The following is a 25000-nucleotide window of genomic DNA, read 5'->3' on the forward strand; positions in this document are numbered from 1 at the left end:
AAAGAAGGTCATCAATTTTGTGTAAGATAACCTTCTTTTCTTTATAAATCAGACTTTTCATTGTCCTTGAGCAAAGCTTCCTCCTTTTTTATTTAACATTTAGTTTTACATTACTGTTCTTGTCTTTTCTTCTTAAACTTATTTTTAATACCAATTTCAGTAATGGAGGCACTGCGGCATAAATAAAAGCCATCCGAAATAGTTGATAGCTGGTAACAGTAGATACATCAGCATTTACTTCTTGTGCAATGATTCCCATTTGATCCATTCCACCAGGGGCTAAACTTAAAAAACCCGTAATAGTCGATAAATCATAATACTGGGTCAGTAGAAAACTAAAAAACATTGTTGCGCTAATCAAAATTAGTCCGTTCATCAAAGCCAATAATAAGGTTTTTCTTTTGTTGTTAAGTTGTTCCGGTTTTAATAGTAAACCGATATAACCGCCAACCATAAATTGAGATATATCAAGAAGTGTAGGAGGAAGTGGTGGTCCCTGCAAACCTAAAAGACCTATTGCAGCAGCAACGATTACTGGTCCTAAAAAGTAAGGAGCTGGTAATTTGAATATTTTACCTATTCTTGCTGCCAGAAAACAAATAAGGGCGAACAGAAAGATAAGAGGAAATAAACCACTCCACTCTGGAATAACGTTATCCGTTATTTTAGAGGAATCATTGGTACTATTCGCTGCAAAAATGGGACTGATAATTAAAAGGGGGACTAAGAAAACAACCATTATCACTCTTGTAACATGGAAAAAGGTTACTGTAGTAATATCAATACCTTTCATATCTTCTGCAAACACAACGATTTGTGACAAACCTCCAGGAATACTACTCGTTAAAGATGTAGGATAGTCAATGCCGGAATATTTTGACATAACCAAAGCAGAACATGCACACACAAGGACAATTAAGGTTGTAAGGATCAACATTGAGGGAAGGTGACTAATCATATCAGACAGTGAGCTCTTGGTAAAGGAGATGCCTATTGAATAACCTACAATAATTAATCCAGTATTTCTCATCGAAACGGGCCAAATTAATTTAACGTTTTTGAAACGTGATGCAATTAATAGGGCTGCCATTGGACCAAGTAGCCAGGGGATTGGAAACCTGATAAGAGAGAAAAGGCCGCCTCCAATAAAAGCAGTTAGAAGTGCAGCCGAAAATTGGATTGTCTTGCTTGCATTATTTAAATCCCACTTTTTCATATTAATTCTCTTCCTTTGTATTAGTTTTACTCGTTTCGTCTTGTTTCATTGTTTAGAATCATTAAGAAAATCAATAAATGCTTTTACTTGTGCCAAATCCATAGTCACATCCCGATAAAATACCCAAGTTTCTCTAAGCAAATAGCTATTATCGCTTAATACAATGGGGAAAGTATACAGTGGTTCATCATTTTTAATACAGATTTCTGGTAAAATGGCATATCCTAAACCATTAAGAACCAGTTCCTTACATGTTTCAATCCGATCTACCTCCATTGAAATCTTAGGTGGTAACGCAAATGTTTCCTGCCACCAGTTTTCAATAGTATTTCTTAACGATTGGTCTGTCTGATAATTAACTCTAGGAAGAAAAGGAAGTTCTTTTAATTCAATTTTTTTACTGGAGGCAATACAAATCTTTTCTTCTTGAAATAACACTTTATTTTCCTGCCATTTGTAAGGACCTCTAACTATCCCGAGATGTGCTTCTTCTTTTTGAAGCATTTGATGAATTTGAGAACTCCATCCAGTTTTCAAACTGATTTCAACCTCTGGATATAGAGTTAGAAATTCTTTTAATAATAATGGTAGTTTATATCGGGCAAACAAGCCAGATACACCCAATCGCAAAGTTCCTTTTACTTTTTTATCCAAATTTGAAATATGCTCTTTTGCAGCTCCTAATTGCTTACGCATATTTTTTGAGTATTGAACGAGGTATTCCCCTTCAACTGTAAACTCGACACCTCTTTTGCCTCTAGAGATTAAATTTGTTTTGAACTCTTTTTCCAGCTGTTTTATACGATAGGATAAAGCTGGCTGGGAAATAAATAGTCGTTGTGCTGCCTTTGTTATATTTCTTTCTTCGTAAAGAGTAATTAATATAAGCCAGTCTTTTTCATCCATAAAATTTTTCTCCTTTAACCATAAAAAATATTTATGGGTAATTATAAAAAATGATAATTTATTTGATTTCTAAAAGTATAATACAACTAATGAAAAAAGAAATCTATCTTTTTATGTAAATCAATAGACTCACTATAGTTTTGCGTTTCCAGCATTCTTTCATAAATTTTTTCTATGGCAATGAATAAAAAAACAATATTATTTTTATTCATTATTTTCACTTATTATTTACATGAAGAGTTATCACAACTTAACAGGAGGGGTAAAAATGTCAAATACACAAAATTATGATGTAGTTGTAGTAGGGGCAGGAAACGCAGCTTTATGTGCCGCGATCTCAGCAAAAGAGGGAGGTGCTAGAGTTCTTGTATTAGAACGGGGACCAGTGGAAAAGCGTGGAGGGAACTCTTTCTTCACGGATGGAGCCATTCGTGTTGCATACAATAATTTAGACGCAATCAGAAATATAATACCTGAATTAACAGATGAAGAATCCGAATTAATTGTAATGCCTGAATACACGGAAACCGATTATTACAAAGATCTAATGCGAGTAACAGGTGGACAAAGTAATCCTGAGTTAGCAAAGCAGCTGGTTTCTAGATCATATGAAACAATTGCGTGGATGCGTGATCAGGGAATAAAATTTGAATTGAATTATGAAAATCAATCTTTCGTACAAGCTGGCAAGCGCAATTTCTGGGGAGGACTGCCTATCAAAACGGAGGATAAAGGCGTTGGCTTAATGAGACAGCTCTTTGCGCGGACAGAAGAAATTGGCATCGACGTTTGGTACGATTCACGTGCTGTGGAGCTTGTATCAGAGGATAACACAATAACCGGTGTCGTTGTTGAGAAGGGTCATACAATGGTAACTGTTCAGACATCCGGTGTGATTTTGGCTTGTGGCGGCTTTGAAGCCAATAAGAAAATGAGAAGTGAAAATATTGGTGAAGAATGGGAAGCGGCTATTGTTCGTGGAACCGAGTTCAACACAGGAGACGGCATTTCCATGGCTATGGCAGTGGGGGCTCAAAAATTTGGGCAGTGGTCTGGATGTCATTCTATTGGGACAGATTATAATGCGCCAAAAGTAGGGGACTTCACGAAGCCGGGGGATATTTTTAAAAAGCATTCTTATCCGTACAGCGTCATGCTTAATAATGAAGGGAAACGGTTTGTTGATGAAGGAGCAGATTTACGAAATTACACCTATGCCAAATACGGCCGTGAGGTATTAAAACAGCCTGGACATGTGGCATATCAAATTTATGATGCACAGGTACGCCCGATGCTGCGTAAAGAATATGACCTTGAAGAAGCGACTATTTATAAAGCAGATACGCTTGGAGAGTTGGCTAGTTTACTGCCGGTCAATCAAACACAATTTCTAAAAACGATCGAAGAGTATAACAGTGCGGTACAAGATGGCGAGTATAGACCAGCAGAGAAAGATGGCAAAGGAACGAAAGGAATTACCCCTCCTAAATCCAACTGGGCACTTCGAATTGAGCAAGGTCCATTCTATGCTTTCCCTGTAACGTGCGGTATAACCTTCTCGTTCGGTGGTCTGCATGTAGATACAACGGGTCATGTGTTAGACAAAGAAGAACAACCGATAAAAGGTCTCTTTGCGGCTGGTGAAATGATTGGGGGGATTTTTTATGAAAACTATCCTGGTGGATCCGGGTTAATGTCTGGAGCAGTCTTTGGAAAATTAGCTGGTTCATCAGCAGCACGCTATACTCAAGAAAAGGTTGAAACGATCAATAATCACTGAGTCTTTTCCTTGAATGGTTTATTAGATAAGAATGTGTCCAAAAAATAATAGAGATACGTGAAGTAGAAGAATGAAAAATAGCCAAGGCTTAAAAAGTCCTTGGCTGTTTGGTATTTTAACATATTTAAAGTCTTTATGCTTTGACTAAAACTCATATCATATAGGAATATAAAAGGTCAAACTTAGTAACAGATTATCTATTGGAGTTTTTTCAGATGGAGTGATTGTATAGCTTTAAGCGTCCTGATGGCCAGACAATAAGGTTCTTCAGTACTAGCTTTTCGAGTTCAGCACTAGCTTGAAAGGATCAGCATTAACGCTTATGAAGTCAGTTCTAACTTATCAAGATTTACCAGTTATATTGCTGTTTATCACTCCGATGCTAAAATTCAGCATGAAAAGGGGAGGGATTTGTGTATTGGTATTTTTCTCTAAACAATAGATAGTTATTAGCTTTTTTTAAATAATATAGTAACCATAAAAATCTGTATCTGTACCCTAATTTGTATAGGGGGTTTAGCTTATTTGGGGAAATTCACTTATATTCTCAATCCTAGTTTATAGAGTTTGGGCTCTTTTGAAGTCTCACTTATACAGAACAAGGATCATTAAAGTAAACTATTTCGGAAAGAATTTTAGTGCCTTTCATATTTTTGAATATTTCTTTCGCTTCTTTTTCTGTGTCAAATTCAAATATTTTAATATTTTCCTTTAAAAAGATAGTGATGACCCACATTTGCCAAGCCTCCAAGTGATAGAAAATTTTTTGCTGTAATTTGCAGATCAATTCAAATCAAGCTAATTGATAGGAATGCTCGTAATTTTTTTTCGTGTACACGTATCCCTCCAAAATGATTCTTGCTGTGCGTACCACTTTAATAGCACGTATGTGTCCTGCCAAGAAATCAACCTTTGTTTCCATTATCCCCGCAGGATGGGCTAATCGGAAAATTTCGTGTTTAATGTTCACCATCTCAGATAAAACCGTATCCTGTAAGTAAGCCCCTGCTGTTGCACAGATGGCTCCTGTAATTGCAAGCGCTTGATGGGGCTTTTGCATTGACATCATCCGGATCATCAAATCCATCTCTGACGCTTTTCTTTCAGATCCGTTTAGATCGACGTAATCCATAGGAGGAGCAATTAGAGTCATTTTAGGTACAGCAGGAGATTTGACAGTAGCTGATTTCTTATCGGAAAATTGACACATTTCAGCTGCAATTGACCGGATTTCTTCCAGTTCATTTAATTTTTCCTGTGAATAATCATTGGGTAATTCGGTTCCGCTTAGACCAATATCCTGTGCCCTTACAAAAACGAGTGGATTGGCAACATCAATAATTGAAACTTGAATTAGCCTATCCTTGGTTTTAATCATGTCAATCGGATTTCCTGTAGGGAAAAGTTTTCCTGTAACTGCTCCTTCTGCACGAGTAAAAGAAAGATAAATAGGTGATCCTTTACCAGGCACCCCAGGTATTGAGCAGCATCCTTCTGATTTCACTTGTCCATTTTCAACCTCAACTTCTGCAATAATCAGTTTTTGTGTATTCACGTTAAAAATTTTCACCGTTGTAACAGGTTCTTTTACAGGGACTAATCCTTGCTCAATTGCGTAAGGTCCTACAGCAGATGAAATATTTCCACAATTTCCTTTAAAATCGACCATTTGATTATCGATGCTGACCTGAGCAAATGTATATTCCACATCGAATTCTGGTGATTCTGATTTTTTGATGATCGCTGCTTTACTTGTCAATGAATTCGCTCCTCCAAGACCATCGATCTGTCTCCGATCCGGACTGCCCATCACGTCAAGTAAGAAATCCTCCCAGTGTAAGGGATTCGAAGGCATATGATCAAAATTAAGGAACACACCTTTACTTGTCCCTCCGCGCATTACAACTACAGGTACTTTCATTGTATAACCACCTTTTCTCAAATCAATATTTATAGCACTACCGGTTCCTTTGAAAATATAGTATGATATGTTTATTCATAAGTAAAATACATATTTTTTTAATAAAAATGATAAAAAAACTTATAATCCAAAAAGTGGGGGATGGTTAAGTGGACGAAAAAGATTGGATTGCGATAAGGGTACTATATGAAGAAAAAAACATTAGCCGTGCCGCAGAGCGTTTATATATATCGCAGCCGGCGTTAACGTACCGGCTTAAAAATTTAGAAAAAGAATTTAGCACAAACCTATTTTTCAAAATAAAAGGAGGCATTGAGTTCACTTCAGAAGGGATACATTTAGCGGGTTATGCGGAAGAAATGGTGAAAAAGTTGCAAAAAACGAAAGATTATATGCTGAATATGAAAAATGAGGTAAGAGGAACGTTAAGGCTTGGCGTTTCCAGCAACTTCGCCCAATATAAACTACCAGAAATATTGAAAAAGTTTTCAACACAATATCCTCATGTACAATTTAATGTGAATACAGGCTGGAGTACTGAAATCATGCATCTTCTGGATTCCTCTAGTGTTCAATTAGGCATTCTGCGTGGAAATTATGAATGGTATGGAATCAAATCGTTACTGCATAAAGAAAGACTTTGTTTAATTTCTAAGAAAGAGGTAGACTTGGATAATTTGCCAGAACTTCCATTCATAAATTATAAGACCGACAGTTCTTTAAAAAACTTAATAAATGGCTGGTGGCATGATAGATTCCCAGAGCCACCATTTGTAACCATGGAAACGGATCGGCAGGAGACGTGCAAAGAGATGGTCAAAAATGATCTTGGTGTTTCTATTCTGCCGGAAATATGCCTGCAGCCTTCAGATAATTTGCATACATACGGGTTATCCTACAAAAATGGGAAGCCGGTGTTAAGAAATACTTGGTTAATGTATAATCAGGATTCATTAAAACTCTCTACTGTGAAAAACTTTATTGATTTCTTGAATAAAAATTCCAATCTTTAACGAAAAAGCACAATGAAATTATTGACAATTTCATTGTGCTTTTTGGATTTCTTAATTTAATATAAAGTGGATTATAAGTTTTTTTTTCGAAAAAGTACAAAAAATATGTATTTCACTTATTTAATGATATGAACTATTCTAAAAATAGAAAACAAAGCAACAGGGAAGCAGAAAATAATATGTAATATTTTTTAATTATTCAAGACTCTTTATCCAATTTGTAAGCGGTTTCTTTAATAGGAGGGATTAATATTCTAACTTTACTTGGAATTTCAATGGTCGTTGTCTTTACTTATTTAATCATGTCTAAACGGTTATCACCTGTTAATTCTCTTGTAGTCATTCCAATTATCTTTGCATTAATTGGCGGATTTGGTCCAGAGCTCGGAGATATGATGCTCGATGGATTAAAGGTTGTCGCACCTTCAGCCGCTTTGCTATTGTTCGCTATTTTGTTTTTCGGAGTTCTGATTGACGCTGGATTATTTGATCCACTTATTAAAACTATGTTGAAAATCGTAAAAGGGGATCCGGTTAAAATAGCGATAGGAACAGCGGTAATCGCAATGACCGTTGCCTTGGATGGTGATGGTACCACGACTCATATGATTACGATTTCCGCCATGCTGCCTCTTTACTTACGACTTGGTATGAATCCACTTATTCTTGCCACTATTTCTATGCTGGCTGTCAGTATTATGAGTGGTATGACTCCTTGGGGAGGACCTGCAACTAGAGCAATAGCATCATTAGGTCTGGATGCAAATGAATTCTTTGTCCCGATTATCCCAACACTATTCTCAGGAATAGCAGCTATTCTTTTTACCGCTTATGTACTTGGTAAAAAAGAGCGCAAAAGGCTTGGCGTTGTTTATATCAAATCTGCACCTGAAATGAAAGAGGCTCTTGCTGAAGCAGCTGTAGCTTCCGCCATACAAGACGATTTAAAGCGCCCTAAATTAATATGGGTCAATCTTTTGTTGACGCTCACAGTCATGGTCGTACTTGTAATGGGCTTAGTACCTGTACCGGTGTTGTTTCTAATCGGGTTTGTTCTTGCTTCGATCATTAATTACCCTAATTTAGAACAGCAAAAAGAGCGAATCGGGTCACATGCAGGAAACGCTATAACCGTTGTTACATTAGTATTTGCGGCTGGTATTTTCACAGGGATCTTTTCCGGAACGAAAATGGTAGACGCCATAGCAAATTCATTAGTGGCCATCATTCCGGATTCTTTAGGCTCTTTTTTACCGATGGTCGTTGCGTTCACAAGTATGCCATTTACGTTCGTTTTATCAAATGATGCTTACTACTTTGGTGTTTTACCAATTCTTGCCGAAGCAGGAGAAGCTTATGGTGTGAGTCCTTTAGAAATTGCCAGAGCTTCCGTACTGGGGCAGCCTGTACATTTCTTAAGTCCACTCGTGGCCTCGACTCTTTTACTGGTAGGGATGGTAAAGACAGATATCGGGGAACTACAGCGGTATGCATTTAAATGGGCTCTAATTTGTTCATTAGTCCTTATTATTACTGCTATCTTGACAGGGGCTATTATTTAAGTATAACGTTATCATTTAAATTCTCGAACTTAAAAAATTAGGGCTGTGCCAAAACCAATTATTATTAGTGGTTTTTGGGACAGCCCATTCTTTTAAAAAGGTCTAGAAGTCTCGCCGGTCGCTTGAGTAATGATTTTTACGATTTTATTCGCCAAATTCATAACCGTGTAAAGACGAGTATCATTTAAAAATTGCATCGTTGGCAGCGGATCTATATAATTTACCATTCCTATAATGTGATAGTCTCCCACTTCAGGTAATACTTTTTTTAAAGCTTTCCCTGGGACAAGAGGTCCATCCTTCAAGAAAACATAACCGACCTGGTTTTGATCCCCTAAACAAGCATCCACACTAAAAATAAGAGGCCTTTTGAATTGTTTTTTAATTTCTTTCAACGTCTCTTTTAAATTAAATGCATGAACGGGATTTTCCAAGGTACCGTAAACACGATAAGGCACCGTGTGTTCTTTTAGCATCGTCCCGACTAAAGGGCCCAATGAATCCCCAACCGATCGATCTGAACCAATGCACAGAAAGATTACATCTTCATTTTGACATCCTGAAGATTGAATAATCTCTTTGACTTTTAATGCTAAACTGTTTATTTCTTCGCCTTTTGGTTCCACAGAACAAATCTGCTCCCTCCTTTTGTAAATTAGACTCACTTTGATTCCCATTTATTCTATTATACGAATTAAAAAGTTATCATGCATGTAAATATGAGCATATGCTTGAGACTGATGGATATTTTTAAATTATTAGTATTTAACATTTTGAAAAATGGCAGTAATTCAAAACATGCGAGTAAGTGGGAGTAGGTTTACAACTAGAATATTTCTAGATCAATTATATAGCATGTCTTTAACCGATACCCCTTTCAAAAATTTTATTGGATTTGGGTAGAATTAATCGGTTAACTAGTTTGTCATAGTGTATCTCTTATATTTACAAACTATTAATAAGCTTTAATATTCTGCATCATTCTTTTTATGACAAAATCCTTAGTTTTTTCTCCATTTTTGACTAATTCCACCAATTTCCATCCTTTACATGTTATAAATGTCGTTATAACCTCCTTTGTTTTCGAATAAACCATGACTTTTGGTTTATCTTTCATGTGAAGGAATAAAATCACATGGGTTTAACAGAGCATTTAAAATGGTCTGTTAATTTTAAGGGTAGAGTTTGCTATAAGGAATATAGCATCCCTAAAAAAGATTTTTTGGAGGTAATGTTGATGAAATCTAGCAATAGCGGTTTAAACAGACGTAATTTCTTAAAAGTTGGCGGAATGAGTACATTAGCATTAACACTTGGTTCAACAGGGGTATTTTCTCTTGCGGGAGCTACAAAAGGATTTGCTGCGGAATCCAGCAATCCAACAAGTGGATTTGGTGGCTATGGCCCACTAGTAAAAGATCCAAATGGAGTTCTTGATCTGCCAAGGGGATTTCATTACAAAATGCTTTCACGAACTGGTGATATCATGCCTAATGGTGACCTTGTCCCTTCTGCCCACGATGGAATGGCTGCCTATAAAGGAGAGAAGGGTACAACCATTCTTGTAAGAAACCATGAAAATGGGACAAATTCGGATTACCCTGTAAACGGAAAAAAACCTTGGAGTGCTGGTGCTGCCGGCGGCACAACCACATTAATCGTTGGACAAAATAACAAGGTCATTGATCAGTATGTATCAAGTTCAGGTACAATCCGTAACTGTGCTGGTGGTGCTACGACTTGGGGCACTTGGTTAACAATGGAAGAAACTCGTGATATGGGACATGGCTTTGTATTTGAAGTAAATCCGCTTGATCCTGAAAACGAAATGTCAAGAACACCGATCCGTGATATGGGTTATTTCTCCCATGAAGCTGGGCATGTTGACCCTTCAACAGGAATTTGGTATTTAACCGAAGACGCAAGTCCAAGCTTCTTGTACCGTTTTACACCACATGACCGAAGTCAAAAGCTAGGTTCTCTGCAAAAGGGCGGTCTACTTGAAGCGGCAGCAATCGAGGAATTGCCGGCTGCAGCAGCAAGTCAATTTAGTACTAGACAAAAATTCGGGATTGTTTGGAAAAAATTAAATCCTGAAATCGCACAGCAAGATGCTAAGGATAAAGGCTGTATTCAGTTTAGCCGCTTAGAAGGGGCTTATTTTTCTGAAGGTACTTTATGGTTTGATGATACAAGTGCAGGTTCAGCACGCCTTGGCCGTGTTTATCGCTACACTCCAGCGACAAACACCTTAGAACTATTCTATGAGTCTACTGATAAAAATGATTTAGAAGCACCGGATAACATTACAATCACTCCTTGGGGAGATCTTTGGATCGCCGAAGATGGTGGCGGTAATGATCGTATTGTCGGATTAACTCCTGAAGGAAATATTTATACTTTTGCTGAAAATATGATGAACGGTTCTGAATTTGCTGGCCCTACATTTTCTCCAGATGGAAATACTTTCTTTGTAAATATGCAAACACCAGGTATCACCTTTGCGATTTGGGGGCCATTTGCACGCAGAAATTCTACCCGCAGACGAGCTATGAACCAGGCTCAACCGCCAGCAAGTCTTGCTCCTGTCGTTTCGGATAAACTTACTGCATTTGCAGATGAACAAGGCATGTCTATATTAGAAGCAGCAGCTTTAGAGCGTCATGGTATGCCAATTTTATAAGTAATGAACGCATTTTTTGAGTACTATCAAACCATCATGGTATAGGAGGTGAGACGTTTGTTATCTAGTATCGGCATCCCCGGTCTAATTCTCATTCTAGTCATTGCGTTAATCATTTTTGGTCCTTCGAAATTACCGGAAATCGGAAGTGCTTTTGGAAACACTTTAAAAGAATTTAAAAAAGCAACAAATGACTTGATCAGCCATGACAAAGAAGAAAAAACTAACTCTGAAGAGAAAAATAAACTAGTAGGTCTTGAGAAATCCGAAAAGACCGGAAACTAAATAACTTGTTTTACAACTTAATAGAGTAATTTGCTTGGAGGAAATAGTATGAAAAAAATGGGAAAGATATTTTTGACGGGCTGCTTTTCGCTGGCGATGGCTGCCGTTTTTGTCGCCAAGCCCGTTACGGCAGATGCGGAGGAAAAGCTCAAGGAGGGAGAGAAGTTTAAACTCACCATTCTCCAGACGAATGACTTTCATGGTCATCTGGATGACATCGTCTCGCTGGATGATGGAACCCTTCATCACAATTCTATTGCGAAGTATGCCACCATCATTGAAAATGTGCGCAATGAAGAGGAGAATGTGCTTCTCGTCGATGGCGGGGATGTCTTCCTGCGCGGCGAGTTTCAGGCGGGTCAAGGAGAGTTGGAGACGTCCCTTTTGAAAGCTTTGGACTATGATGCGATGGCTCTAGGAAACAACGACTTCCGCGTTTACCCTGTCGGGGAGGGCACACCGGACAGCCGTTATGAACAGTTAAAGGATTACCACCGCAACGTGAATTTCCCCATCCTTACTGGTAATGTAATTGACAGGGAAACAGGAAAGTACATTCAGAATGTAAAACCTTGGAAGATCTTTGCTTTCAATGGCGTTAAAATCGGCATGATCGGCCTCACATCGATGAAGCCGGAAATTCGCGGTTGGGATGATGTTGCAGACCTCGATTTCATCGAACCGGTTCAAGCCTTGAATGCGTTGCTTCCTGAAGTGAGTGAAAAGTCAGATGTTAACATTGTCCTTTCGCATGCCGGAAATCCTGAAGACCATAAGCTGGCTCAGGTTTCCGGAGTTTCAGCGGTAATCGGGGCAGATACACACAAGGTCATCGAAACTCCCGAATACGAATTCAACGGAGAGGTGATGGTGCCAATTACTCAAGCTGGCGGAGAACAAGAACATTATTTGGGCCGCCTGAATTTGACTTTTGAAGTCGTTGACGCCAAAATGACTTTGGTCGAATCCAATGGATTCCTCTACGACGTCACAAATGTTCCGGCAGATCCGGAGATACAAGCGATTATAGACGATTATCGTGCAGATTTGAAAGCGCAATAATCAATTCTTCATAATGCTATGAGGTAAGGACAAAGCGAGGTTATTCGCTTTGTCCTTTCTATATTAATGATAAAGTAAAGACTGCAAGGGCCTGTCCCAGAAAGTCGGAAAACTAACTGACTTGCGGCCTTTTTATTTTTGCTCATTTCCCGTCATTTCAACTGACAGAGTTGAGCTTAGAGTTTGTCTGTTTAGTTTAGCTTTAATACCACTAATTAATGTGCAAAAAAATAGTTAGGGAACAAAGCATTTGTTATGTCATTGAGATTGCGAAGATTTTCACTTAAATTACCATTAAATGCCTTTTTTTGTTTACTGAAAATCGTTAGAAAGAGTACTAATGAGTTTTTCATTATATAGCTATAAATTGATTTTAAACAATTCTCGATATCCATAAACAACCAGTTATTTTTTTACCGCTAATGGTCATTATAAATAAAGAAGAAGGGGCTACTGATTACGTATGATTCACATCATATAGTAAATGAGGTGTTAGTTAAAGACGTTTAACTTAACTACAGGTAGCTTCATTAAAAAATCGATTCGAGCAAGGAGATGGTTCGCTTGCACGTAAAAGCAGAAAACTCATTCAATAATTGTCATTTATGCATTGAAAGTTGCTAAAACTTTTAAGATATAGGGGATGGTTGCTTTGGATGGAAAACTCTAGTCAGATACCCGTATTTACTCTAATGTAGATGAGGTGTTTATCGCAGAGAATTTATGCTGATTCGAAATGAAGCAAACCCCTTTTTCAGACAGGGTGCAACTTTCCGTTGCATCCTGTTTTTATGTAATTTCTTGTTATCACTAGCGTGAGCCCCTTTATTTATAGCCCCTATACTTGTATATTTTTTCATTTTTACCGTAACCTGGCTGTTAAAAATAAAAGCCCCCAATAAGGAAAAGCATATGGGTAACAAGATGATAAAAAAATAATACACTATTATCGGGGAAGACATAAATCAAACAAGAAGGATGGGATCCTGATGGTTGATGAAAATATACAAAAAAACAAACGGGAACAATGGAAAAAGCAAGTTATGAATAATCTGAAGAGGGAAGCTGTCAAAAATATCATAGCAGGAATGGGAGACCTAGCAAGATCAGATGCTAAAGTCAATAATACTTACACTGTATACATCAAGGATGGAAGGGTGATAAAGCAATCTTCAAATGGGAAGTGTGTTGTCATTAATGGAAAAGTCCAAAGTTAACTCAGAAGGGTTAGGAAAAACATTAAGGGTTCTTTTTGTAATTCAACTCCGGCTGCTTTTCTATTGAATTCACTGCGATTTGCCAGGACTGCCACAATTGTTTTAGGGCGGATTCCCATTTCATTTGCGATTTTCGCTCCAGATATACTAAGTACGGTCTGCTTTGCTAGGGCATTAAGAACCACTCTAGCCGTCAATGTTGTTTTGATGATTTATTTCCCGCGTTTTAGCAGTGGCCGAGGTGCAGTATTGGGAATGCTCTTTGCAGTAGTTACGACAACTGTCTGGTATCTATCGGTAATCCATGAGGAAATAGAAAATATTTATATCGGTGCGGTTACACCCTTGTTATCCTCCTGATTAACCATATCATCGGGAAGAATGATTGTGTTCTGCACGAGCAGCAAAAGCAATAAGGAAGGGAAGGTCATCAAACTTGTAGCTTTGGGGACATAGGGTATATAACAACGATAATATGATATAGAAAGAGGGGGGATATCCCCTCTTTTTTTTATCAAAAATCTGCGATTGTATTGAATGACATTGTGAGAAACTCAGTATTGAATATGTTTTTTGGAATAAATTCCTTTTTCAACAAATAGTTTGGTCGAATCGAAAATCTTTTTTACCTTTTTATCAAATAATCTTTTAATAACACATTTGATTTCCATGACAAATGATTTTTTAAAGCATATCTACAGGATAATACATTCATCGATTCTAGAGGTCCCACGATTATTCCGAAAATTCAAACCTATTCAGGGGTATAAACAATTTCATATAAAAAAATAAGTCATTCGTTTTTACTATCTTTTAAATGACCGGAACGAACCACTTTAGTTTTTAAATATTTTTCATTAAACTCGGAAATATCACCCCATAACGGAACTCTGCCTGCAACATTCGCACCTGAGTTTTGAAGGGCCTCTAATTTTTTCGGATTGTTGGTGATAAGCGTCACTGGATTAGAGCGCAGTTTTTTTAACACCCGAATGGCGTCATCATAGTTACGTGCATCATCCACAAACCCAAGCTCCAAATTCGCTTCAACCGTATCCAATCCTTTTTCTTGCAGAACATAAGCCATGGCTTTACTAAATAATCCGATGCCTCTTCCTTCGTGATTCGCTAAATAAAATAAAGCTCCGGATCCTTGAGCTGCAATCATTTTCATAGCCTGCTTTAATTGAAAGCCACAATCACAGCGTTTGCTGCCAAATATATCCCCAGTATGACAAATACTATGCATCCGAATAAGGGCTTCAGCTGAATGTTGGAAATCTCCATACAGTAACACACTTGATTGCTGCATTTCCGCTAAGTTGGAAGAGGCTAAAGTTTCAATGATCTTTTCTATATTATAAGTGCCGTCACCACAAAAATGACCCGCCATATTCTCACATCTTAACCAGCAATACCACTGGAATATAATTGTTTCGCCCTCTAAGTTAACGGGTAATTTGATTGGGCCGACTAAATAAATGGATGTTTCATCACTTTTAATAACGTTAATTTTATCTTCTAATATCAAAGCCACTTTTTCATTAATCATATAAACTTCCTCCCGAAACTTCTAATACTACGATAACGTTTACTTGTTCATTTCATATTGTACCCAATCCACTCTTTTGTGAATCTTTGATTTTAAATAGAAAAAAAAGCTTCAAATGTACTAAAACGAAAGACAATATCAAAAGGTTAACCCCATCTTTGGTGTGAAAGCCCAAGACCGTTTCTTATTTGAACCACAGCACCGATTTTTCAAATGGAATTCGATTAAAAACAATGTATCTCTTAATTTCAGTAAAAAGGATTGAGAAGCATTATTGTATCGATGGTATTTGGATTAGAAAGAAGTTTGTCTAGCTGCCTGTTTACACGTGAAAATTAAGTCTTTCCGTAGGAAATGTCCTGCGAAGTCTTTGGGAAGTTTTGCATCTTTCTTTTTCTAAGATGGAAGGGACGTGGTGGTTACATTCCTGGTCATTTGTTGTATTTACGTTTATTTTACAGACTTCATCTAAGGAAAATCGTGATTTTTAAGCTGATTTTACCTTGCAGAATGAGTTGGACTATCGAAAATGGGATACATCTTTGGTCTTTCACTCTCAACGATTTTCCTTGTTTTCGTAAAATTGGTAACAATTAAAAAAACTTCTTCAAATGAAAACAAAAGTGTTATACAATAAAACAAACACAAATAAAGATAAACGGGGGTAAAACAAAATGGTTAATAATTTATGGAATGATAAAGAAGCGTCAAAAGTAACATCTGGAGTAGAAGAACTGGTTTATCGGTCTAATTTAATCGGTACAGATCGAGCCGTCTGCAACTGGGGAGGTGGCAATACATCCATGAAAACAATGGAAAAAGATTTTCGTGGCCGGGAAATTGAAGTCATGTGGGTTAAAGGAAGCGGTTCCGACCTTGCGACAATGAAAGCGGGCAATTTCACAGGTTTGAATCTAGCGGACATTCACCCTTTAATCGAGCGTGATGAAATGCCTGATGCAGAAATGGTTGAATATTTGTCACACTGCATGATCGACAGTAAGCATCCACGTATGTCGATTGAAACTTTACTTCATGCCTTCCTTCCCTTTAAACATGTTGACCACACACATCCAGATGCAATTATTAGTCTTTGCTGTGCAGACAATGGAAAAGAAGTCGCCAATGAAATTTTCGGTGATCGTTTTGTCTGGGTACCATATGAGCGCCCTGGCTTCACTTTGTCTAAAATGATCGCAAAAGGTGTGAAAAATAACCCGCAAGCCGAGCTTGTTTTAATGGAAAAACACGGATTGGTTACTTGGGGTGAAACATCGAAAGAAGCCTATGAAAAAACCATTTCGATCATAACGGAAGCAGAAGAGTTTATTAAAAGCCGCCAGCATGAAGAAGATGCATTTGGTGGACAGGCATTTGACTCTTTACCTGAAGCAGAGCGCAAAAAGGTACTTGCTTCAATTATGCCGGTTATCCGCGGTGCTGTGGGCGAGGAGAAAAAAATGCTTTTAACCTTTGACGATGCAGATGATGTCCTGCAATTTTTGAATAGCAAAAATGCGGCAGCCTTATCACAAGTCGGTGCCGCTTGCCCGGATCACCTTGTACATACAAAAATGAAGCCGCTTTTCATTAACTGGGATCCTCAAAATGAACGGACTGTATCCTTGGTGGAAAAAGTTAAAACGGGTATTCAACAATATAAGGAAGAATATAAGCAATACTTCGAGCGCAATAAAAACGAAGGAGATGTGATGTTTGAGGCGGCACCACGAGTTATTTTGATTCCAGGTGTCGGAATGGTCAACACAGGCAGAAACGTAGCCATGGCAAACGTGAGCGGAGCACTTTACCATCGAGCGATTGCGGTTATGAAAGGGGCAACAGCACTTGGCGAGTTCGTATCTCTCAGTGAAAATGAGTCATATAACGTTGAATACTGGCCACTTGAGCTTTATAAATTGTCTCTTTCACCGGCAGAAGCGGAGTTCTCACGCAAAGTAGCCTTCATTACAGGCGGTGCGGGCGGTATTGGCAGCGCAACAGCACGGCGTTTAGTTTCTGAAGGTGCCCATGTAGTTCTAGCTGATTTAAATATTGAAGGAGCTGAAAAAGTTGCGGATGAAATCAATAAAGAATACGGGGAAATACGTGCTGCAGCTTTTAAAATGGATGTTACCAGTGAAGAGCAGGTACAGGATGCCTTTGAGAAATCAGCTCTTACATTTGGGGGAATTGATATTATCGTCAACAATGCCGGCCTTGCCACATCCAGCCCGTTTGATGAAACAACCTTAAAAGAATGGAACTTAAACATGAATGTACTGGGAACAGGCTATTTCCTTGTAGCACGTGAAGCTTTTAAGCAAATGAAACAACAGGGAACAGGAGGAAATATGGTATTTGTGGGATCGAAAAACTCTGTTTACGCTGGAAAAAATGCTTCTGCTTACAGTTCAGTCAAAGCACTTGAAACACATCTAGCACGATGCATTGCAGTGGAAGGCGGGGATTTCGGAATCCGTGTTAATTCTGTTTTGCCAGACGCCGTATTACAAGGATCTTCCATTTGGGGATCGGGTTGGCGTCAAGAGCGTGCCGCTGCATACGGAATAGAACCAGACCAGCTTGAAGATCATTACAAAAAACGTACGACATTGCTAGTAAACATATTCCCGGATGACATTGCTGAGTCCATAGCGTTTTTCGCTTCATCAAAAGCAGACAAAACAACGGGTTGCATGGTCACTGTAGACGGCGGTGTACCTGGAGCTTTTAATCGCTGAATAGGTTTTGCCTGTTTTCTTGGATTTTGTTGCTTTAAGTGGAGGGGTTTGTCATAGGTGGAATCAATCTATCGAAAAATAATAGATTAAGTATGTACTGCCCATTATGATAAGTGAAGAATATGTGAAAAGGTAGTAGGAATCATGGAGTAATTAATTCAATCCGTTAAAAGGATGGGACGATATGACAATTAAAGAACAGTACGTAGCAGCGAAACAAGCGTATGCGAATTGGGGAATTGATGTTGATACGGCACTCGAAACACTGAAAAAAGTGCCCATTTCGATTCATTGCTGGCAGGGTGATGATATTGGTGGATTTGAAGTGAACAAAAGTGAATTATCTGGCGGTATTGATATAACGGGAAATTATCCAGGAAAAGCCACTACGCCGGAAGAGCTGCGCATGGATCTTGAAAAAGCGCTATCTCTTATTCCGGGGAAACATCGGGTCAATTTGCATGCCATTTATGCGGAAACAAATGGAGAAGCAGTCGAACGCGATCAGCTTGAGCCAAAGCACTTCGAAAACTGGTTGAATTGGGCTAAAGAAAACGGTCTTGGTTTGGATTTTAACCCGACACTATTTTCCCATGAAAAAGCAGCAGACGGCTTGACACTTTCTCATCCAAATGAAGAAATTCGTGAATTCTGGATTGATCATTGCATCGCCAGCCGAAAAATCGGAGAGTACTTTGGCCGTGAACTAGGCAATCCCTGCTTAACAAATATATGGATTCCAGACGGCTACAAAGATATTCCAAGCGACCGTTTGACACCGAGAAAGAGATTAAAAGAATCCCTTGATCGAATTTTTACAGCAGAAGTGGATGAAACATGTAATTGGGATGCTGTGGAAAGTAAAGTATTCGGTATTGGCTCTGAGTCATATGTCGTAGGATCGCATGAATTCTACCTTGGCTACGCACTGAAAAATAACAAGATTTGCTTAGTGGATACAGGTCATTATCATCCGACTGAAACTGTATCGAACAAAATTTCTTCGATGCTATTATACAGTGATAAACTAGCACTTCATGTTTCGCGCCCGGTTCGATGGGACAGTGACCACGTCGTAATTTTAGACGATGAGCTTCGTGAAATTGCGCTTGAAATTGTTCGCAATGATGCATTAAACCAGGTGATTATTGGTCTTGATTTCTTTGATGCCAGCATCAATCGTGTTGCTGCCTGGACGATTGGTACGCGTAATATGATTAAGGCCCTCTTATATGCTTTACTTGTACCGAACGATCATTTGAAAGAACTGCAAGAAAAAGGCGATTTTACTGAGCGACTGGCATTAATGGAGGAATTTAAAACCTATCCATTTGGTGCAATTTGGGATTATTATTGTGAAAAAATGAATGTGCCGGTAAAGGAAAGATGGCTGACGCAAGTGAAAGAATATGAACGTGATGTTTTAGCAAAGCGTTAATATAACAGGTTGTCCTGAATCCGCAAACCGATGTGTGACTAATTCCGCTGAATTAATATGGGGTCTATCGATTCGTCCCGAGTGAATGGTCTGGAATTACCGAAATATAACGAAGAAGTGGAGAAAAAGTAAAAAAGTTTTTGTTTAAATTAGAAAATTAATATAGTTAAAAAGGAAAACTTATTAGAAAGGTAATTCCTTTGTAAAATATACCTATAACGATCTATGACACAGGTCTTTCTATGGGTATATTTTTTTTGATTGCACGTTAATAAATAGACATGAAAGCTAGTCAATTTGTGTTAAATCCGGAATGAGAGTCTCGTGCAACAAATTGATTTAACCAGTTGAAAATTAGACTGAGGATTGAGGAGGAATCGTTAAAGTAACTTTTTCTAAAAGGGGAGGATTTGGATTGAAGGTATCAATCTACAGTTTAAGATAATAAAAGCACTATGAAAAAAGGATATAGAAAATGTAATGACGTAGACTGCTTTGTAATTTTCCAATACAACTAAAAATGAAACACTATGAGCAAGTGAAACTATATAAAAATATTATTTGAATTTTAAAAATGTTTGTGAAATTTAAATTGACAAACCTTTCAAAAACAGTAAAAATCAATAATAAAAAGAAAAAAATGATGGGGTTCAAATGTACAATAGAGATATTTTTAATACATATAGAAGAGAATGAGAAAGGCGCTCACTCTTGTTGCTAAAATACGATTTTTCCAGTTTCCATCTCGCTTTTTGTGTAAGTTAGTGATTGAACATAACAGAGAAGGACATGGCTGGACAATAAATTATAGGGAAACCTGTAAGTATATAAAGGTTTCCTATTTTAGTAAAGAAATTAAGGTTATACTCCCGGTAAAATCCATCATTTATGAAACCGTTTTCTTAGAAAGAAGCAGCGGTGAATGTAACCGGATGAGAAATGCACTTCTTAAGTCATTCCTTATTACAATATCCATGATACGTGCTAATGTTTAGAATTTAAGAAAGAAGGTAGCTAATCATGTTAAGGATGCCCATCTTTTTTATTTTGTTTTTATTTATACTAAGCGGCTGTGATCATTCTGCAGAATACGAGATTATTTACAATGATGAAGAAAGTATCGACGTCAATACAAAACCTGTCGAGAATAAAAAAGATTCGTATACGATAGCTGTTATACCTAAAATTGACGGAATACCTTATTTTAAAGCGGTAGAGGAGGGGGCGTTGGAGGCGGGAAAAGACTTAGGTGTTAAGGTCATATATACAGGCCCACCTACCCCCAGCTCTGAAAAGCAGGAAGAGATTATAACAAAATTAATTGAAAAAAAAGTGGACGTAATTGCGGTATCTGCAAATGATCCATATAAATTAGGCAGGGTGCTGAAAAAAGCAAAGCGTAAAGGAATCAAGGTGATCACCTGGGATTCTGATACTAATGCATCATACAGAAGCTTTTTTGTGAACATGATAGATCCTGAGATAATTGGCAGGCATGTAATGGATACCCTCGCTATTGAAATGGAAGATAAAGGGGAGTTTGCGATTATGACGGGATCTCCTACCGCTGCCAATCTTAATACATGGATTGATTGGATTCAAATCCAACAAAAAGAATATTATCCAACTATGAAACTAGTTGAAGTGGAATATACAAACGAAGATATTCATAAAGCGTATAAGGTAACACAAAATTTATTTAAAAAATACCCGGACCTAAAAGGAATTATTGGTATTTCAACGGTTAATCCTCCTGCTGCGGCTCAGGCTGTGAAAGATGCAGGGAAAATCGGCAAGGTTGCTGTAGTCGGTACATCGACTCCTAATTTAATGAATGGGTATTTACAGGAAGGGGCTGCCCAGACCATTACGTTATGGAGTCCGCAAAAGTTAGGTTACTTGACTGTTAGCCTAGCAAAAAACTTATTGAATGATGAATTTCCGTATGAAGGACAGAACATTAAGAACATAGGTAGGATTAAATTCAACGGTGATATGGTCATTATGGGAGAGCCCATCGATTTTACAAAGGGAAATGTGAACCAGTATGATTTTTAAAGGAAAAAAGCCTATCCTGATAAAAAACCTGCGTTTAACGACAAAACTAGTTACAACCTATACATTATTAACGGTTCTACCTATGGCCTTCCTTGGGTTCATTGCATACTGGCAATACACAAAATCAATAGAAGAAGAAGTAGGCGAATATATTCCCCGTCTTGTTAAACAGGTTAATGGCAACATTGAAAATGACATTCAAAAACTAGAGACCTTACCTGATTTAATTTATAATTCCGGTGATGTTATGGCTATTTTAAGAGACAGCCAATCAAAAAAAAAATCGGTTTTGCTACACGATGAATATATCATGAAGAGTTATTTGACAAGAACCTATTTAAATAACAATTCATCTCATATTTTGGGGGCGTTTCTTGTTTCCAAGAATCGTACATTTGCAAGTACAAGTCTGCATTATGACAGTTTTGGTTTTGAAGATGGTTCCTTGCCATATGCAGATGACCTAGGATTGCTAGGCGAGATGCAGTTGCTCCTTCCTAATCAGACTAATTTAACGTTTGAAGGGGATCCCTCCTATTTTATGCTGGTCAAAACAATTACTGATTTCGATAATAGAAAAAATTTAGGAACGCTCTATATAGCCATCGATGTAGCCTTTTTTGAGCAATCACTTCAGGATTTGCAAAAGGAAGAGAATGTTACGATGTGGATCATGAATAAGCAGGGGAAGATAATTTATCATAAGGATCATTCAAAAATTGGTACAGTGGAAAAAGGGATACATGATTACCCATTACTGAATGGTAGTTTTCGTACAGAAATCGATGGAAAACGGAATTTAATCAGTATAAGTGAATCAAATGAGCTGCCATGGGTACTCGTTCATAGCATGCCTATCAAAAACATGACAGAAAAAACGGATGTTATCCGAAATGTGACAATTTTCGTTTTTATCCTTTTTACACTCATTACTACATTGATCTCTATCTTTTTTGCCTGGACCGTTACACGTCCACTAAACGAATTAGGAGATATAATGAAGCGGGTGGAAAAAGGTGATTTATTAGTAGATATACCTATACATTCCGAGGATGAAGTCGGGATGCTCGCGAACAGTTTTCGATCAATGCTTGCAGAGATAAGAGAGCTGATTCATAAAAACTACCACATTGAACTGCGAAAAAAAACAGCTGAATTATACGCCCTTCAATCTCAAATAAATCCTCACTTTATGTATAATACGCTGGAAACCATAGGCATGGCTGTGGAAGAAGGAGAGAGCGATGAAGTCGTGAAGATGGTGACTCTGCTTGGTAGAATGATGCGCTTTTCAATCAGTAATAAAGAAAGCTTGGTTCTTATAAACAGTGAGGTTCAGCACATTGAAGATTATTTAAGCATCCAACAATTCCGTTTTGAAGATCGTTTGCATTTTATGATAGAAAAAGGAGCAGATGTAGTTAATTATTATATACCCAAGTTTGTTTTACAGCCAATCGTTGAAAATTCCATTAAATATGGATTGGAAAAAAGAAAGGAAATAGACATTCAAATACATATTTCTGAAGAGGAAACTCAGACAGGTGAGGAATATCTTTTGCTGATAGTCAGTGATAACGGACCAGGGATGACAGAAAGCAAATTAATTGAATTAAATGAAAAGTTACATTTGGATCCAATGATGAAACGGGACTCTGGCTTTGGGATTATCAATGTAAATGCAAGAATTGGCATGATGTTCGGGGAACAATATAATCTTCAAATTAATAGCGAATACGGAAAGGGAACGAGTGTGATTATCCGACTTCCCAAAATAAATGCCCAACAAGTAAGCATGTATGTTCAAGGAGAGGAGAAGAACAGAGATGATACAAAGGGTCAGGACGGTCATTGTAGATGATGAACCAAGGATAAGAAGAGGCATAGAAAGACTAGTACAATCTTGTGGGGAAGAGTGGCATGTTGTAGGTGTTTACTCCGATGGTCAAGAGGCATACGATGCAATTATCAATCAAGTAGAAGAAGTTGATGTATTAATAACAGATGTACAAATGCCTGTCATGGACGGGTTAACGTTAATTCAACATTTGAAAAAAACTAAAACAAGGCTATTTCCATTCATTATAAGCGGGTATGATGATTTTCTCTATGTACAGACTGCCCTAAGGGAAGGAGCTGTCGATTATATATTGAAACCGATTGATCGAGAAAAGTTTAAACTGCAGTTGAAGACTGTGCAGGAAAAAGTAATTGAGGCACGAAAGGAAAGGGAAAAGATAGGAGAAATAGAAGAAAGAGCCATGATATTAACCCATGAAAAGCAGCTTCAATTGCTGATGGAAATTACGTGGAAAGATGCAATGGACTTATCATTACTTGAATGGACGCGGCAATTTCCAGAAGGAACCTATTCCCTGATCCATATTGGAATCGATCATACATCTGCCAAAACCCAAAGTTTTTCACCAGAAGATTGGGGTGGATGGAATGATGTAATAAAAAATCTTATAACAGACTTACTAGATGATCATTCAACGCATTGGATGTGGAAAGATAGTCTACATGCCAGTTGGTTATTGATTAAGGATATTACCCCTACAGCTTTGGAGCAATTGTGTATAACATTAAAAACAAGTGTCCAACGGCAAACCCCTTTTACGGTTTCCATTGCCCTTGGGAATGAGTTTAATGACCTTACCCTTTTAGTAAATATTAAAGATGAATTACGATCTACCTTGCAATATCGAATGATACAAGGAGGCAATAAAATTTTCAGAACTGAAATGCTTAAACATGTATCATATAATAAAGTGATTGAAGTGCCGCCATCCATCTATAAATGGGCAGAAGAGACAGTGGAGGCGATGGAGCATGGTGAAGAAGCTGCCATTCGTTCTCTCAGGCAATTTTTTAACGAACTGAAAGATGTCACTTCCCCTTTCATAATACAAGAATCGGTTCGCTATTTGTCTATTAGAATTATTAATAAATGGATTAAAAGTGATGGTTTTAAAGACCTTCCGCTTTTACTTGAGGAAGCATTTAGCATTGCCGAGGATTCTTCTCATTTTAATCATTTAAAAAAGGAGACGGAGCGCTGGGTCTTGAATATGTTAAAAAAGCAAGCAGCATTTCAAAATGACCAAACAGATCCCATACGCCAGGCAAAAGAATGGATTCTTAAACATATAGGCGATAATATCACAATAAAAAAAATCGCCAATCATGTCCATTTAAATTCAACCTATTTTTGTGAGTATTTTAAAAATCAGACAGGTGAAACCGTGCTTGACTATGTAACCAATGAACGGTTAAAAGTGGCGAAGGAATTATTAAGTCATACAGATTTAAAGATTTACGATATCGCTTCAAAAGTAGGCTATCAAGATACCAAATATTTTAGTCGGCTGTTTAAGCAATGGACAGGACAACTTCCGTCTCAATATCGAGATACTCATGAGTTTTTTGTGAAAAAGTAGAAGCTTCCATTCCGGAGCTTTTTTTTTATGTCTACATTGAAAATGTCCCGAAGAAAATCCCCCCTACCCGAATTTTATCACCTACCAGCTTATGCCAATTCCCTTTATAGTGAAAGTATCAGA

19 protein-coding genes are annotated in these 25000 nt (G+C 37.7%); 13 read left to right on the forward strand and 6 right to left on the reverse strand.

Translation table 11 applies throughout. The features are described 5' to 3' along the window. Window positions 1-88 precede the first annotated feature (88 nt). Both ACWF5P_RS10815 and ACWF5P_RS10820 read right to left on the reverse strand, forming a co-directional pair. Window positions 89-1216 (reverse strand): AbrB family transcriptional regulator, encoded by a 1128-nt coding sequence (locus ACWF5P_RS10815; protein ID WP_452444847.1) that lies wholly within the window; start codon window positions 1214-1216, stop codon window positions 89-91. A gap of 45 nt (window positions 1217-1261) precedes the next feature. Further along, complete coding sequence (locus ACWF5P_RS10820; protein ID WP_101221758.1) at window positions 1262-2122, reverse strand: LysR family transcriptional regulator; 861 nt, start codon at window positions 2120-2122, stop codon at window positions 1262-1264. A gap of 268 nt (window positions 2123-2390) precedes the next feature. Here ACWF5P_RS10820 and tcuA point away from each other — a divergent pair, with 268 nt between their 5' ends. Beyond that, entirely contained in the window at window positions 2391-3902 is a 1512-nt protein-coding gene (gene tcuA / locus ACWF5P_RS10825) for an FAD-dependent tricarballylate dehydrogenase TcuA (RefSeq protein ID WP_452444848.1), read from the forward strand. Window positions 3903-4491: 589 nt separating this feature from the next. Here the strand turns inward: tcuA and ACWF5P_RS10830 are convergent. Both ACWF5P_RS10830 and ACWF5P_RS10835 read right to left on the reverse strand, forming a co-directional pair. Beyond that, window positions 4492-4638, reverse strand: a complete 147-nt coding sequence (locus ACWF5P_RS10830) for a hypothetical protein (RefSeq protein ID WP_230176482.1) — start codon at window positions 4636-4638, stop codon at window positions 4492-4494. Window positions 4639-4695: 57 nt separating this feature from the next. Then, window positions 4696-5823, reverse strand: a complete 1128-nt coding sequence (locus tag ACWF5P_RS10835) for a 2-methylaconitate cis-trans isomerase PrpF family protein (protein ID WP_260357335.1) — start codon at window positions 5821-5823, stop codon at window positions 4696-4698. 149 nt (window positions 5824-5972) lie between these two features. On the opposite strand from ACWF5P_RS10835, the gene ACWF5P_RS10840 reads away from it, so the two are divergent. Next, window positions 5973-6836 (forward strand): LysR family transcriptional regulator, encoded by an 864-nt coding sequence (locus ACWF5P_RS10840; RefSeq protein WP_034313052.1) that lies wholly within the window; start codon window positions 5973-5975, stop codon window positions 6834-6836. Between the two features lie 251 nt (window positions 6837-7087). After that, the gene (locus ACWF5P_RS10845) at window positions 7088-8398 is read left to right on the forward strand and encodes a CitMHS family transporter (RefSeq protein WP_452444880.1); all 1311 of its coding nucleotides are present in this window, start codon (window positions 7088-7090) and stop codon (window positions 8396-8398) included. A 92-nt stretch (window positions 8399-8490) separates the two neighbouring features. Here the strand turns inward: ACWF5P_RS10845 and yyaC are convergent, their stop codons facing one another. Beyond that, the gene (yyaC, locus tag ACWF5P_RS10850; protein WP_452444849.1) at window positions 8491-9024 is read right to left on the reverse strand and encodes a spore protease YyaC; all 534 of its coding nucleotides are present in this window, start codon (window positions 9022-9024) and stop codon (window positions 8491-8493) included. Between the two features lie 611 nt (window positions 9025-9635). On the opposite strand from yyaC, the gene ACWF5P_RS10855 reads away from it, so the two are divergent. From ACWF5P_RS10855 to ACWF5P_RS10875, 5 genes are all read left to right on the forward strand, one after another. Beyond that, the gene (locus ACWF5P_RS10855) at window positions 9636-11081 is read left to right on the forward strand and encodes an alkaline phosphatase PhoX (RefSeq protein WP_452444850.1); all 1446 of its coding nucleotides are present in this window, start codon (window positions 9636-9638) and stop codon (window positions 11079-11081) included. 57 nt (window positions 11082-11138) lie between these two features. Continuing rightward, window positions 11139-11366 (forward strand): twin-arginine translocase TatA/TatE family subunit, encoded by a 228-nt coding sequence (tatA, locus tag ACWF5P_RS10860; RefSeq protein ID WP_101221764.1) that lies wholly within the window; start codon window positions 11139-11141, stop codon window positions 11364-11366. 48 nt (window positions 11367-11414) lie between these two features. Beyond that, window positions 11415-12428 (forward strand): bifunctional metallophosphatase/5'-nucleotidase, encoded by a 1014-nt coding sequence (locus ACWF5P_RS10865; RefSeq protein ID WP_452444851.1) that lies wholly within the window; start codon window positions 11415-11417, stop codon window positions 12426-12428. Window positions 12429-13417: 989 nt separating this feature from the next. Further along, the gene (locus ACWF5P_RS10870; RefSeq protein ID WP_452444852.1) at window positions 13418-13645 is read left to right on the forward strand and encodes a hypothetical protein; all 228 of its coding nucleotides are present in this window, start codon (window positions 13418-13420) and stop codon (window positions 13643-13645) included. Between the two features lie 63 nt (window positions 13646-13708). Beyond that, the gene (locus ACWF5P_RS10875; protein WP_452444853.1) at window positions 13709-14005 is read left to right on the forward strand and encodes a hypothetical protein; all 297 of its coding nucleotides are present in this window, start codon (window positions 13709-13711) and stop codon (window positions 14003-14005) included. Between the two features lie 433 nt (window positions 14006-14438). On the opposite strand, the gene ACWF5P_RS10880 is transcribed toward ACWF5P_RS10875, so the two are convergent. Further along, window positions 14439-15197, reverse strand: a complete 759-nt coding sequence (locus ACWF5P_RS10880) for a GTP cyclohydrolase II (protein ID WP_101221767.1) — start codon at window positions 15195-15197, stop codon at window positions 14439-14441. Between the two features lie 674 nt (window positions 15198-15871). Between ACWF5P_RS10880 and ACWF5P_RS10885 the strand changes: the two genes are divergently transcribed. The 5 genes from ACWF5P_RS10885 (at window position 15872) to ACWF5P_RS10905 (ending at window position 24877) form a co-directional block, all read left to right on the forward strand. Then, window positions 15872-17941 (forward strand): bifunctional aldolase/short-chain dehydrogenase, encoded by a 2070-nt coding sequence (locus tag ACWF5P_RS10885; protein WP_452444854.1) that lies wholly within the window; start codon window positions 15872-15874, stop codon window positions 17939-17941. A 184-nt stretch (window positions 17942-18125) separates the two neighbouring features. Next, window positions 18126-19379, forward strand: a complete 1254-nt coding sequence (rhaA, locus tag ACWF5P_RS10890) for an L-rhamnose isomerase (protein ID WP_452444855.1) — start codon at window positions 18126-18128, stop codon at window positions 19377-19379. Between the two features lie 1020 nt (window positions 19380-20399). Next, window positions 20400-21437, forward strand: coding sequence for an autoinducer 2 ABC transporter substrate-binding protein (locus ACWF5P_RS10895; protein WP_452444856.1), 1038 nt, complete (start codon window positions 20400-20402; stop codon window positions 21435-21437). Further along, entirely contained in the window at window positions 21427-23298 is a 1872-nt protein-coding gene (locus tag ACWF5P_RS10900) for a cache domain-containing sensor histidine kinase (protein ID WP_452444857.1), read from the forward strand. The genes ACWF5P_RS10895 and ACWF5P_RS10900 overlap by 11 nt, the downstream gene beginning before the upstream one ends. Then, a complete protein-coding gene (locus ACWF5P_RS10905; protein WP_452444858.1) occupies window positions 23264-24877 on the forward strand; it encodes a response regulator transcription factor in 1614 nt (537 codons plus the stop codon). Before ACWF5P_RS10900 ends, ACWF5P_RS10905 begins: the two co-directional genes overlap by 35 nt. The last annotated feature ends 123 nt before the right edge of the window (window positions 24878-25000 follow it).

The organism is Peribacillus sp. NPDC055009 (assembly GCF_053608705.1).

Coding starts and splice junctions, on each gene's coding strand:
- ACWF5P_RS10815 (WP_452444847.1), bottom strand. CDS start 1,216: ATGAAAAAGTGGGATTTAAATAATGCAAGCAAGACAATCCAATTTTCG.
- ACWF5P_RS10835 (WP_260357335.1), bottom strand. CDS start 5,823: ATGAAAGTACCTGTAGTTGTAATGCGCGGAGGGACAAGTAAAGGTGTG.
- ACWF5P_RS10870 (WP_452444852.1), top strand. CDS start 13,418: ATGGTTGATGAAAATATACAAAAAAACAAACGGGAACAATGGAAAAAG.
- ACWF5P_RS10880 (WP_101221767.1), bottom strand. CDS start 15,197: ATGATTAATGAAAAAGTGGCTTTGATATTAGAAGATAAAATTAACGTT.
- ACWF5P_RS10830 (WP_230176482.1), bottom strand. CDS start 4,638: ATGTGGGTCATCACTATCTTTTTAAAGGAAAATATTAAAATATTTGAA.
- ACWF5P_RS10855 (WP_452444850.1), top strand. CDS start 9,636: ATGAAATCTAGCAATAGCGGTTTAAACAGACGTAATTTCTTAAAAGTT.
- tcuA (WP_452444848.1), top strand. CDS start 2,391: ATGTCAAATACACAAAATTATGATGTAGTTGTAGTAGGGGCAGGAAAC.
- ACWF5P_RS10895 (WP_452444856.1), top strand. CDS start 20,400: ATGTTAAGGATGCCCATCTTTTTTATTTTGTTTTTATTTATACTAAGC.
- ACWF5P_RS10905 (WP_452444858.1), top strand. CDS start 23,264: ATGATACAAAGGGTCAGGACGGTCATTGTAGATGATGAACCAAGGATA.
- ACWF5P_RS10885 (WP_452444854.1), top strand. CDS start 15,872: ATGGTTAATAATTTATGGAATGATAAAGAAGCGTCAAAAGTAACATCT.
- ACWF5P_RS10820 (WP_101221758.1), bottom strand. CDS start 2,122: ATGGATGAAAAAGACTGGCTTATATTAATTACTCTTTACGAAGAAAGA.
- rhaA (WP_452444855.1), top strand. CDS start 18,126: ATGACAATTAAAGAACAGTACGTAGCAGCGAAACAAGCGTATGCGAAT.
- ACWF5P_RS10900 (WP_452444857.1), top strand. CDS start 21,427: ATGATTTTTAAAGGAAAAAAGCCTATCCTGATAAAAAACCTGCGTTTA.
- ACWF5P_RS10865 (WP_452444851.1), top strand. CDS start 11,415: ATGAAAAAAATGGGAAAGATATTTTTGACGGGCTGCTTTTCGCTGGCG.